11 protein-coding genes and 1 pseudogene are annotated in these 12708 nt (G+C 43.2%); 5 read left to right on the top strand and 7 right to left on the bottom strand.

Annotation, left to right across the window (positions count from 1 at the left end; all coding sequences use genetic code 11):
- Window positions 1-110: 110 nt before the first annotated feature.
- The 4 genes from LAY57_RS01110 to LAY57_RS01125 all read left to right on the top strand — a co-directional run bounded on the left by LAY57_RS01110 (window position 111) and on the right by LAY57_RS01125 (window position 3610).
- The gene (locus LAY57_RS01110; protein ID WP_249064427.1) at window positions 111-1466 is read left to right on the top strand and encodes a homoserine dehydrogenase; all 1356 of its coding nucleotides are present in this window, start codon (window positions 111-113) and stop codon (window positions 1464-1466) included.
- Window positions 1467-1562: 96 nt separating this feature from the next.
- A complete protein-coding gene (locus LAY57_RS01115) occupies window positions 1563-1826 on the top strand; it encodes an Asr1405/Asl0597 family protein (protein ID WP_249064428.1) in 264 nt (87 codons plus the stop codon).
- 64 nt (window positions 1827-1890) lie between these two features.
- The gene (locus tag LAY57_RS01120; RefSeq protein WP_249064429.1) at window positions 1891-2526 is read left to right on the top strand and encodes a (2Fe-2S) ferredoxin domain-containing protein; all 636 of its coding nucleotides are present in this window, start codon (window positions 1891-1893) and stop codon (window positions 2524-2526) included.
- A 40-nt stretch (window positions 2527-2566) separates the two neighbouring features.
- Window positions 2567-3610 (top strand): S-layer homology domain-containing protein, encoded by a 1044-nt coding sequence (locus LAY57_RS01125; RefSeq protein WP_249064430.1) that lies wholly within the window; start codon window positions 2567-2569, stop codon window positions 3608-3610.
- A 77-nt stretch (window positions 3611-3687) separates the two neighbouring features.
- On the opposite strand, the gene LAY57_RS01130 is transcribed toward LAY57_RS01125, so the two are convergent.
- On the bottom strand, window positions 3688-5121 hold the full coding sequence (locus tag LAY57_RS01130; protein ID WP_249064431.1) for a hypothetical protein: 1434 nt from the start codon (window positions 5119-5121) through the stop codon (window positions 3688-3690).
- Window positions 5122-5266: 145 nt separating this feature from the next.
- Entirely contained in the window at window positions 5267-5503 is a 237-nt protein-coding gene (locus tag LAY57_RS01135) for a hypothetical protein (protein WP_249064433.1), read from the bottom strand.
- Window positions 5504-5644: 141 nt separating this feature from the next.
- Between LAY57_RS01135 and LAY57_RS01140 the strand changes: the two genes are divergently transcribed.
- Window positions 5645-8284, top strand: coding sequence for a dynamin family protein (locus LAY57_RS01140; RefSeq protein ID WP_249064434.1), 2640 nt, complete (start codon window positions 5645-5647; stop codon window positions 8282-8284).
- On the opposite strand, the gene LAY57_RS01145 is transcribed toward LAY57_RS01140, so the two are convergent.
- The 5 genes and pseudogenes from LAY57_RS01145 to LAY57_RS01165 form a co-directional block, all read right to left on the bottom strand.
- Window positions 8277-8423, bottom strand: coding sequence for a hypothetical protein (locus LAY57_RS01145; RefSeq protein ID WP_249064435.1), 147 nt, complete (start codon window positions 8421-8423; stop codon window positions 8277-8279). The genes LAY57_RS01140 and LAY57_RS01145 overlap by 8 nt on opposite strands.
- Window positions 8424-8587: 164 nt before the next feature.
- Window positions 8588-9547: an RpnC/YadD family protein gene (locus tag LAY57_RS01150; protein ID WP_249064436.1), complete on the bottom strand. Its 960-nt coding sequence runs from the start codon at window positions 9545-9547 to the stop codon at window positions 8588-8590.
- A 180-nt stretch (window positions 9548-9727) separates the two neighbouring features.
- Window positions 9728-10948 (bottom strand): CO2 hydration protein CupB, encoded by a 1221-nt coding sequence (gene cupB, locus LAY57_RS01155; protein ID WP_249064437.1) that lies wholly within the window; start codon window positions 10946-10948, stop codon window positions 9728-9730.
- Window positions 10949-10985: 37 nt separating this feature from the next.
- Window positions 10986-12473 carry an NADH-quinone oxidoreductase subunit M gene (locus LAY57_RS01160; protein ID WP_249064438.1) on the bottom strand — a complete coding sequence of 496 codons (1488 nt, stop codon included), beginning with the start codon at window positions 12471-12473 and terminating at the stop codon, window positions 10986-10988.
- A pseudogene (locus LAY57_RS01165) lies at window positions 12466-12708 on the bottom strand (hypothetical protein); the annotation flags it as partial. The gene LAY57_RS01160 and the pseudogene LAY57_RS01165, both read right to left, overlap by 8 nt.

A 12708-nucleotide genomic window follows, 5' to 3' on the forward strand; every position in this document is an offset into this window, starting at 1 on the left:
ACAGGGCTTCAGAAACCGTGTTTCTTGTCTATGGGTTAGCCACGCTTTGGATGTGCAGCAACAATGTCACAATAGTTTTGGGAACAAGTTAGTCGGTACGGGTGACAAGCGTGGCTTTCAAAATCGGTTTGCTGGGACTGGGAACGGTTGGGACGGGGACGGCGGAGATTTTGCTGTCTCCAGAAGGTCGTCATCCGCTAGTGCAAGAGTTGGAAATCTATCGGGTGGGGGTACGATCGCTTGACAAACCCCGCACGGTACAATTGCCGTCAGATATTCTGACGACAGATATCGAGGCGATCGTCACTGACCCAGAAGTTGATATTGTGGTAGAGGTACTCGGCGGACTGGAACCGGCCCGATCGCTCATCCTCAAAGCAATTAGCCACGGGAAGCACGTAGTTACAGCCAATAAAGCCGTAATTTCCCGTTTTGGCGATGAAATCTTCACCGCTGCTAACTCTTCTGGCGTCTATGTGATGCTGGAAGCAGCAGTTGGCGGCGGTATCCCGGTAATTCAACCCCTCAAACAAGCTTTAGGCGTTAACCGCATTCAAGCTGTTACAGGTATTGTCAACGGTACGACTAACTATATCCTCACCCGGATGCGAGACGAAGGTGCCGACTTTGGGGAAGTTCTCGCCGACGCCCAAAAGCTGGGCTATGCTGAAGCTGACCCAACAGCAGATGTGGATGGTTTAGACGCTGCGGACAAAATTGCCATCCTCGCATCTCTCGCTTTTGGCGGACGCATCAAATTAGAGGATGTTTACTGCGAAGGTATTTCTAAGGTAGGCGCGGCGGATATCGCTTACGCTGAGAAGTTGGGATTTACGATCAAGTTACTCGCTATTGCCAAAAAGGTAGATTCACAGAAAGAACAACTCTCTGTCAGAGTTCATCCTACCCTCGTCCCCAAAATCCATCCTTTAGCCAGTATCAGCGGTGTTTACAATGCCATTTTGGTAGAAGGGGAACCGATCGGTCAAGTCATGTTCTACGGTAGAGGGGCTGGTGCTGGGCCAACTGCCAGCGCGGTTGTATCCGATATTTTAAATATTGCCGCCGTTCTCAAGATAGCAAAGGAGCAGGAGACCAGGGGAGCAGAGGAGAATGCAGATCGAAATTCTCCTCTGCCCCTCTGCCCCTCTGCCCCTCTGCATCCCCTTTTGGCTTGTTCCCACCAGCATTATTGCCAAATTGCGCCGATGGAAGAATTGGTAACGAGATTTTACGCTAGATTCTTGACAAAAGACCATCCTGGTGTTATAGGGAAATTGGGTACTTGCTTTGGCGATCGCGGTGTCAGCCTGGAATCAGTTGTCCAGACAGGCTTCCAAAATGAGTTCGCCGAGATTGTGGTGGTGACTCACGATGTCCGGGAAGGCAACTTCCGCCTAGCTTTGGACGAAATTCGCACACTGGATGCGGTAGATAGTATCGCCAGTCTGCTGCGGGTTCTTTAAAGATTTGAAGAAATTTTGAAAATTTGTGTCAACAAGCAGCTAGATTTAGTGTATAAATGAATTGAGAATAATTTGCAGTAAATTTAAGTAAATCGGATGGAGCAATCGAGTGTAAACCCCGTAGCCAGACAGGTCGTGGGAATTCCACGCGGCGATCGCTGGCAAGCGTACCAAAGACTGCGATCGTTAGAAATTCCCTGCTGCTGTTCTTTGCAGGGCAGCTTAGAAGTCGAGGTGAATACCCCCCTAGCGGCGATCCAACTGTGGAGTGTAATGGGGCAAATGACCCGCCCTCGACGCGAATTAGCAGTCTGGCTCGATCGATGTTGGCAACTGAAACTTAACAACAGCGGTATGTAACTTTGGCGAGATGTGTTTCTGGGCAATTGAGAATCATTGTTGAATTGGAGGAAAAACTGGAAGTATGAGTAAATACAAAAGCTCTCAAATATCAGAATTCCGGCTTGAGGGACGTTTCCTGGGTTTTGTCGTCGAAGATGGCTACAAAATCAAGCGCATGACACTGGCCACCGCAGAAGGCGAATTTTCTCTTAAACTATCGAAAGAGGCAAGGGTTTCCCTCAGCCGCCATCAGGTTCTGATACCGGGGGTTTGGGTCGAAATTTTTGGTGAAAAAAAGCTCGATCAAGAAACTGGGGAATATAAGATAAAAGTCGATGGAGTCCTGCCCAAGACTCCTGTGGAAGCGACGCCTGCATTGCCCCTTGTGAAAGTTACCTCAGCGGAAGCCACAAAGCCTGCCAAAGCGCAGGCTTGTATTTTAGTCTGTCAAAAGTCTGATTGCTGCAAACTAGGCGCGGCATCGGTTAGCAAGGCATTGGAGGAAGGTTTGCGCGATCGCGGCTTAGAAGGCCAGGTGACGATTAAGGGAACAGGCTGCATGAAGCAGTGCAAAGCAGGGCCAAATATAGTTATGCCGGATAAAACTCGCTATAAGCGGGTCGATCCTAGAGAAATACCCCATTTAATTGATAAGCATTTAGCCAAAGAAGAAACTCTGCCTAAAGAAACAGTGGCAGAACTGGCAACTGTGAGGTAATCTAATTAAAATTGCCTTTTGCTGTACGAGGGTGATCAAGATGACCGATTCGCCTACACCAGACCCCCATTCATCTCAAAAGTCTCCTTTAGGATTTGATGAATTTATTGGCATCTTGATTGCCTTATCTACTATAGGAAGCATTTTCTTTTGGGCTGTGTCTCGAAAACCGGAGAGTTTGAACTTCACAAGCGTTATACCCGCTGAGTTTGGGCCGACAGCAAAGGTATCGAGTTCTCCTGAACCCGTCCCGCCTGTAACTGCGAGTCCTTCTCCAAATACGATCGCACCACCAAACAATGTACAACCTTCTTCTGGCGTAACGGTAGTAGTTGTTCCTCCCAAAAAAGCGCCAACCTCTCCAAACCTAGCGATAGCAGTTATTCCACTCCAGAAGGCAAAACCGTCTTCCATCTCACAACTGTCTGTTATCCGAACCCTGCCGAAAATTGTACCCGTAGCCCCAGCGGCGGTAGTACCACCACCACCGGCAAAACAAATAAAATATTCCGATATTCCAAATAACTTCTGGGCTACTCCTTTTATCGGAGTTCTCACTGGGCGCGGTGTTTTCCAAGGATTTGGCGATCGAACTTTCCGCCCTTATAAAGCAATGACGCGAGCTGAATTTGCAGTCAGGCTAGATAGAGCTTTTAACAAACCACCACAACAACGTGCTACTAATTTTGAAGATGTATCGTCTAGTTATTGGGCGTATTCATCTATCAAAGAAAGTGACATAACAGGATTTTTAGAGGGCTATCCCAAAGATTATTTCCGACCCGAAAAACCAGTTACCAGAACGGAAGTGATTGTTTCTATTGCTAGCGGCTTGGATTTAAAAACACCGCCCAATCCAGAGACAATATTACAGAAGTACAAAGACGCCGCTCAGATTCCTAAGTATGCCAGAGCCAAAGTAGCTGCCGCTACCCAAGCCGGTTTAGTAGTTAGTTCTAATCCACAATTGCTCAAGCCTAATCAACTAGCTAGTCGTGCTGATGTGGCAGGTTTTCTGTATCAAGGTTTGGTGAAGCAAGGGAAGGTTAAAAAGATTGATTCTAAGATGATTGTGAAACCTTAATTTAGTTCGGAGTTAGCTTAGAATTCTCTTAGGAATCTAACTAGGTATTACCTAAATTTCTCTAGGAAGGGAAATTGTTATGCGATCGCCTCTGCATTTGATTCATCCCTAGCTTTAAAATACCAATAGAGATTGGCAACCGCTAAGTCTGAAGCTTGCTGTAAATTAGAGGGTACTAAACTTTTGTAACCAGCAGATGTAGCTTTCTGACTGATATATAATTGATGCTGTCGCCGTAATTCTGGCTTCATCATATATATCATCTGATCCTGCAATGATTGAGGATGGGATTTTTCTTTCAGTTTTTCATAGAATAATTGCTCTGGTGGTGCTGCTAATGCAGTTGTGGCTGAGTTGGTATCTGGGGTAACTTCTAAATTGCTGAATTCAGCACTTTCGAGCAGTTTTAGTTCGGATTCGGGTAAAGAACGCATCCAATCTATTTGATTTTGCCATGATTCTAGAACAACTAAATCGTGGTCGTGAATTCGTTTGATTTCAGGGAAGAGAAAATCTAGCTCATCTTCTGATTCGCAACTATTAATAACATTAAAGCAATCTTGACGGATTTTTGATTGGAGATGGGAAAGGCAAGGGCTGACTGCATCTAGTTGGTTCTGTAGTTGAAATGTTAAAGCCATTGTCTGTTCAATCGCCCAAGCGCACTCCATTCTCCTCAGCTTACCAGCAGCAGAAGTATCTGATAGAAGCTGAGGATTTCTATAGTTTGCTAAAGCTTCTGCTAGCATTCCCTTTGCAATTGCTAGATCGTTATTCCTAATACTTATATCTTCTGACATAGCCAGTTTAATTAGCTCTGTTGCTTGTAAAAACTTACCATACGCTATAGCTAAAATCGTCCGATGGTTCCTAAACTCAACATCTGCCGCAACTTGATCGATCCGTTGTAGAATTTCTGTACCTTGGCCTTTTAAAGCTTCTTTTAAGTCAATAAAACCGTCTTTTACTTCTAGCCTCAGTTGCTTTACATCTTCTCTCAGCTTCATTGTTTGCCATAGATTTACTGCTGATAATGCAACCCCAGCCGCTACGCCAACACCAATGACCGCCGTACTTGCTTGCAGAACTCCCACACTTGCTTGCAGAGATTGGAAACCTGCTTGAGTTAAACCACTAAGGTCTTGAAGCTTTAAATCTATAAGTTCAACTTGTTCACCAACACCAGCAACTTGTTCGCTAACTTCTTGAACTTGTCCACTAACACCAGCAACTTGTTCGCTAACCTCTTGAACTTGTCCGCTAACACCAGTAACTTGTTCGCTAACACCAGCAACTTGTTCGCTAACTTCTTGAACTTGTCCGCTAACTTTATCAATCCTTCTATATGTTCCTTGAGTAGCTTTATGAGTTTGAAACATTTGTGCTGCCACTGCAACGAACTGAGTACCAATCACTAATGGCGCTAGAGGAATTTTTCTTGATACAGCAGTAACAGCATAACCTCCGGCTGTACGCACTATCTTGCCAGCACCACTAATTATTAGAGGCATAACTATACTGGACAGCAAAGAATTTGGCTTTTTCATTTGACGATTATTTAAATGAAAGAATTAACTACTATTCCGACAGATTACTCTAATGATAAAGGTGGGGGAGGAAGCAGATTTGTTAGTACAGCAACCACATAAACCACATCTATCTGAATTCACAGCCTACAGGCTCCCTAAAGTCAATCTCACCATGTAAATTCTCAGGTGTTACTCGCTCCATCATTCCCTTAAATTCCTCTGCTTTTTTAGTTAAATATGGAAGACTGGAAAGAATGCTCCAAATAGCAGTGCTTTCGATCGATTCTTCGTTCAACTCAGCCAAGTGAGCTAGTTTCTCATAAACCGATTCCGATATTTCCAATGTAAGCTTTCGGGTCTTCATGCTTCACCTGCTTTGATGGTTTTTAGCTTTTCTTAAAAGCCTGGTTACAAAAATTTTAACATTGTTACATATATTTACATAAAAATTTAGCTGCTAAATAGTACAATAACACACAGAGAAGCGAATAAGGTAAATCTACTTATGGATACCTCCCTGGTTAAAGCTGAGACTGTTGAACTATTATCGCGCATCACCGGACAGAAGCTCAATCAAGAAGATATCACTCCCCCTGTGATATTTTTAGCAGTTTTAATCACAGTCCTACTGGGTGTGATTAAAGCTGATAACCAGGTGACTGATGAAGAAAAACAAAGGTTACAAGTTACTATCAACAAATTTATCCCTACGGAAGGCAACATACGCGAATTAACCAAGGTAATGTTCAGGGAAGTTAGCAAAGATTTAGATTTTTATAAAAAACCTACTCAATTGGTAAAACTAACTGGTTCGTTCTCCAAATCAGAAAAGCTTTTATTGATTAGCTTTGGTTACGAAATAGCAGCCGCAGACGGAAGTATAGATGCGCCTGAAAAAAAATATTTAGAAATAATCGCTGATTGGTTAGGGATTAAAGCTTCACACTTATCATTGTTGGAAACGGCTTTTAGTCGTCAAGAAAATCTAAATGCTACTGCATTAGATGAAGTTAAACTTTTACTAGATCCGGCTCGCTTCCACGATCTAGATACTATATTTGTTAAAGCTGCTAATGATATCCTAGAATCTCTTATCCCTAAATCTCAAACTCCAGAAAGTAAACAGGAGTTAAATACACCTGAAGTTACCACTAAGGTAGAAGCATCTGCATCCGAACACCCTGAACCTCCAAGAAATCAACCTGAACAAGCCTCAGCTTATCAAAAATTGCAAGAATTTCAGAAAAAACGGCAACAGTTAGATAATCTGTGTTATCAAATATTCCGAGTTATTCAGGATTGTAGTGAACGGGATTTATTGCCAGATCATCTCAAACAAGAAATAGAGGAAATCTCAAAAAAATTACAATCTCAGCGGTTTCGGCTAGCAGTTGTCGGAGAGTTTAGCCAAGGCAAGTCAACCTTACTAAATGCCTTAGTGCGCGAAAAAATCCAACCTGTGAGAGCAATTCCCTGTAGCGGTACGGTGACAGTATTAAAATATGGAACTAAAAAGCGAGTAATCTGCCGCTATAAAAACGGACGGGAAGAAGAAATTGCAATTGATGAGTATAAAGAGAAAGCAGCTATTCCTAAAGAATCTGCACAAACACATCGTAGCAATGAATTAGAACGTTGTGAAATTGAAGAAATTGTTTTTGAGCATCCCGACTTAGATTTATGCCGCAATGGTGTAGAAATTCTTGATTCTCCAGGTTTGAATGAACACCCAGAACGAACGGCTATTACTCAGAAGCTTCTCAAAGAAACGGATGCAGCGATTTTCTTGACAAATGCTATGCACCTTCTACCAGAAAAGGAAAAAGAATTGATCGAGGACGTGAGATTTCAGTTAAATAACGGCAAAGATCACCAGCCTGTTGAAAATCTCTTTATTCTAGTTAATTTTATGGATTTGCTAGATGAGGAAGAAGATCGTAAAGATGTAGTCAATCGTCTCGAAACTTTTGTTAAAAAGAGAAATTTGCTGGTAACAGGTAGTAATCGCATCCATTATATTTCTGCTAAGGCTGCTCTCAAGGCTATTTTGGAGGGAAATGAAGATGAATATCACAAAAGCTTCCAAAACTTCACTCAGTCGATCGAAAATTTCTTAACGCTTGAACGTGGAAATCTGAAAATCAAGCAATCTGTTAAAGAAATCCAAAATTTAATTCAGGAATCTTTAGCCGCTTTACAGCAAGCTGAGGATGTTTTGGATGGCAAGCTAAAACTTTCTGAAGCAGAAAGACAGCAAGTATTAGAACAAATTGGAGAAGCAAGCGGACGAGATTTCAAAATTAATCTTCTAGCTAATAAACTATTAGCTGAGGTAAGTGAACCAACAAAAAACTCTTGGGATCAATGGCTCGATGGCTTAGAAAACCGCTTGAAACAAAAATGTGATAAATGGACTTCCGAGTATTCAGCTATTTGGAGCCGAGATCAGTTAGCTAGAGACTGTGCTAGTAAGTTTAATGAAGATTTATCGGCAGAATTAGATAACTGGATCGATAATCAACTCAAAAAAGTTGTTCTAAAGCAGCCTTTAGAAGCCTTAGATCGCGCTATAGAACAAGAGCTAAAAGCAATTGTTACAGATCTTGAGGCATTCAATCAAAAAATTAATATATCATCACCTAATTGGGTATATTTCAACCAGCAAACTGCTCCTAGTGCTACTTCAGGAGAATGGTTTTTTGGCAGTTTAGGAATGGCTGGATTAGCTGTTGCATTGATTCCAGTTATTATAGTTGCTGGCCCATTGATGACTATTATAGCCAGTGTTAGTGCTGTAGTGACTGGAGGAGCAGGTATAAGGATGCTGGTTGGTGGTGTTGCTGGAATCATTAAGGGAAAAGTTTTCGAGTTTGGCTATCAGCAATTTATTAACAGCAAAGCTCAAGTATTTGAAAAAATTAACAGTATGGTTAGTTCTACATTTGAGCAGAGAGTTAAGGAAGCGTCTGAAAAGATTGCCAAAACTATATCATCCTACGAAAACATTCTAGAACAGCAAGAAAAAGCTCACAAAGAAACTCAACAACAGCGTGATGCTGACAAAGCTTTTATCGCCCAAAAGTGTCAAGAACTAGAGCAAGTTCAGAGAAATATTGAGTCAATTCTTGCTCAAGTTTCTAGATAGCGATCGCAATTAGCAACTTAATCACCTTTTCTCGGTGGAATCTGTTCAGCAGTGAGAGTAACAACTTTTCCATTTTGCCAAATACTGGTATTTTAGAATTATTATGCTGATGTTCGTGGTGAATATTTTTGTAGGACACGGCATCATTAAAATTTTTGGATGACCGACATGATTTGATGATGCCGTGTCCCTACAGCATAATTGACTTATATGAAAATTTGCGATCGCACTCCCTCTTCCCCTTCCCAAATTGCTGGTACAAAAAGTGCGATCGCTCTTATTTATCACCTACTATTCTCCTCTTTATCGATAAATTTCCTGCAACTCAGCCAGCGTATTTACTGTTTCAATCCCAGCAATAATCGAGTTCAATTGCTCCAAATTTTCCAGGAGAGAAATTTCCGGTAAAAGACTTAAACCCTCACTGCCAAATTTCAACTTCAAACCCAGTTCAATAGCTTTCAAAAGCCCTTCCCTCATCCCCTCTACGCGACCCTCTACGCGACCCTTTTGAATTCCAATTCTCTCCACGCTGGTGATATATGGCATACGCTGTTCCTCCTGGTATTCTCTGAATTCTTGCCAAAAATTTTGCTCTAATTCTTGCGGTAAAGTCATCATCCAGTCGATAAATGCAAACAGATTAATTACATCTTGTCGCTCATAACCCTGTTCGTACAGTCGTCTGGTTAAATCTAGTTTCCATTGTTTACGTCTTAACCTATCATCGCGGGTTTCTTGCGCTTTGAGATGAGCCATTACCACTGTAGCAAAAGGATTGCGATTCGACTCTAACGCCGACCACTCCTGCTGATAGTCTAGCAATTTCACCACGGGAAAGTTAAACAAAATTTCCGTTCCCCATAGCCGATAGCCGAACTGATTCGGACGCCAGCTTTTTCGCTCATCACCCAAAACCGCTAAACTAGCCACAGAACGGTTGTAACGGTCAAAAATGCGGTAATTATAAACATACATCCGTCTAGCAAAATCGCTCTCTTCCTGACTCTGGACTTCTATATGAATTAAAACCCAAGCTTCCTCGCCACCAATCCGATAAATTTTCACCAATTTATCGACGAGACGCCGCCCTAATTCCGCATCCCGTACTACTTGTTGCAATTCTTTATCCAAAAACTCAAAACCCCGTGTCCAATCGATTTCCCCATATATATCGGGAAAAAAGAAAAGGATAAACTCTTCAAAATAGGCTTCTAAAATATCTTTCCAAGGCGTATCAAACTCAGTCGAAGGTTCGATCATTTTTTCCCCCTCTCAATTCATCCCAGAAACCGGGTTCTGTATTCTCGTGACCTGGTTGAACCAGGTCACGAAATCCGGGAGGTAGAAACTCCCCTATTGCAATATCTCAGTTGCGCTTTAGGAATTTTAGATTGGGTTTCGTTACCTCAACCCAACCTACGAAAGTTTCTATCAACACTCTCAAAATCTCACTTCACAAGCATACAAACACGCATTTGGATCGCTATTTGCCACCATCAAACGAGAAGTCACAAATCGATCCATCCATTTTTCCAAATAAACTCGATTTGCTTGCTCCTCAGACGGATCTTTTGTATCAATTGGATAAGGTGCCAACCCCAAAATAGCCGCCGTTGTCACGCAAAACATCGACTTTTGGAAACTTACGCAAATCTGCACGCGCAAGTCATCTTCTCGACGGCGATTGCGATTATATAAATTGTGCAAGTAATCCGGGATAAAATGACGCATATCCTGCATTAACAATGTTGGTGGAATCCCAGCACCCCCAATCGGCAAAGGATCTGCATACAAAGCGCCATATTCAAATCGAGTTTGATCTGGCGGAATTTGATGAGCTTGAGCATTGAAGGAAACCGTGCCAAGAAAAGGCATTCCCCGGAAGAAAACTGCCTCCACATAAGGGACTGCTGTATCCATCAGAAAAGTTAAACCCACTGATTTGGGGATAATTTCATATTCCTTATCTCCAATTTCCACCGAGTAGGTAATTGGCAGATTAGCCGACTCCACCAAACCGTTTAAAATATGGTCTACTACCTGGGGAATCGATTTGATTTCATCTCGATCGTAGCGATCGGATAAAGTAAGGAATATGGGAGCCATCACCCGCCAGAATTGGCCCAACGCACTGTAATAAACTTGTTGGCGCACCTGTTCTAACAAAAATTCAGGAAACAGGCCATCTATGCCTCTAATTAGCCAGTTATCTTTAATTTTGGCCTCAATTGCTGCTCTGGCTCGTTGCCTAAATTCTTCCGAATCTAAATAAGTCTCCAAACCGCCGCCACCGTGCCACATCATCGTCTTCATGCAGTACTCGGCGTATTCAAAATTAATCCGATCGTGCCACAAGTGGCGAAACAATTTCTCTCTTGAAACTTCACCGTTGAAGTATTTAAAAAAGGGAAACAGGACTAAAAATTGCTTTTCGGCAATGTAAAGGAGATTTTTATAATAATCTACCATTACTATACCGTAGCTTTTGAGAACCCCGACAACTTCTATTAGATTTTCTGGAGTATCAGCGAGTAAGGCATCCCCTGCTTTGAGCCGTTCGATGTATGGTGAAAGAATGTGAACAGATTTAGGACTTCGGATTTGGGATTTTAGCCGATCGGTATTCTCAACTTGTCCGGATTCTGCACTTGTCTTTGTCATTGCCATTACCTCCCAATCCAAAATCTAAATCTGAAATCTAAAACGGTTGACTGTTGGCTGTTAACTCTTGACTATTAAGCATCATAGTGGTAGTAGTTGTCTCACTCCAACGCACCATCCAGTTAGGTTGCAATCCCAGCATCACGATCAAAGCGGCTAAAATAATTGCCGGTGCGCGATCGCTCCACTGCACTTGCGGCAAATTCTCCACCTCTGGAGACAATCGTCCGAAAAACACGCGGTTAACCAAAAGCAAGAAATACACCGATGTTAACCCCGTACCCACCATGCAAAGCAGCGTTTGAGTCGGAAAAACTGCGAAACTGCCTCGAAACACCAAAAATTCGGAGATAAAACCCACCATACCAGGAAGACCGGCGCTAGCCATCACCCCCAAAACCATGAGGCTACCAACCACAGGCAAGCCCCGTTCCGGGTTAAGCAATCCTCGCAGGATGTCTATATCGCGAGTGCCAGTCTTTTTGTAGACAACCCCTACCAGTAAAAACAACAGCCCTGAAATTAAGCCGTGGCTAACCATCTGAAAGACACTTGCCAGCAAGCTCAGCGGAGTTGCAGCGGCAGCTGCCAAAAGAATGAAGCCCATGTGACCGACAGAACTGTAGGCTACCATTTTTTTCATGTCTGTTTGCGCGATCGCATTGAACGACCCGTACAGCACACTTACCACCGCCCAAATAGCCAAACTGGGAGCCAGAATTTGCCACGCCTCTGGAAACAAACCCAAACCAAACCTGAGCAGACCGTAAGTTCCCAACTTCAACAATATCCCAGCCAGCAGCACAGAGATCGGCGTCGAAGCTTCTACGTGAGCATCCGGCAACCAAGTATGGAAAGGCACCAGAGGAATCTTGATCCCAAAACCCACCAAAAGAGCGCCCAGCAGCAAAAACTGAGTTGTCAAAGGTAAAGTATAATTCCGTAGCGGCTCGTAAGCAAAAGTAGAAGCACCGCTGAGTAAAACCAGCCCAAAGAAAGCTGCCAGAATTAGAATCCCAGAAATAGCCGTATAGATAAGAAACTTCGTTGCTGCGTAGCCCCGCCTTTTACCGCCCCAAATCGCAATCAGCAGATACAGCGGAATCAGTTCCACCTCATAAAACAAGAAAAACAGCAGCAAATCCTGAGCTAAAAACGCACCCGCAACGCTAGCATTCAACACTAACAGCAAAGCGTAATAAAAGCGGGGTCGCTGGATAGATTTATCAGTGCTGTAGATGGCAATACAGGTCAAAAGACCGTTTAAAACCAGCAAAGGCAAAGATAAACCATCAACCCCAAGGTAATAAGTCAAGCCCAAAGACTTTATCCAGGGTATGTACTCTGAGAACTGCTGGCTGGCATTTCCTGGGTTAAACTGACTTGCCAGTACAAGCGACCAGACAAACACAGCACTGGCAACTATCAAACTCAACTGACGAGCTGCCTTTGGCGTTATGGTTCCAGGCCAAAACCCCAGTAAAGCGGCACTTAAAATTGGCAACCAAATCAACGCGCTAAGCATAGGTAATTGGGGAAAAGGTAATTGGGGAAAAGGCGATCGGTCTACAAAAAACTACTGACCACTGACTACTGACAATTGACCACTGACTACTGACCACTGACCACTGACTACTGACCACTGACCACTGACCACTGACCACTGACCAATGACCAATGACCAATGACCACTGACCACTGACCACTGACCACTGACCACTGACCACTGACCACTGACCACTGACCACTGACCACTGACC

The sequence above is a fragment of the Argonema antarcticum A004/B2 genome (assembly GCF_023333585.1).
Lineage (GTDB): Bacteria > Cyanobacteriota > Cyanobacteriia > Cyanobacteriales > Aerosakkonemataceae > Argonema > Argonema antarcticum.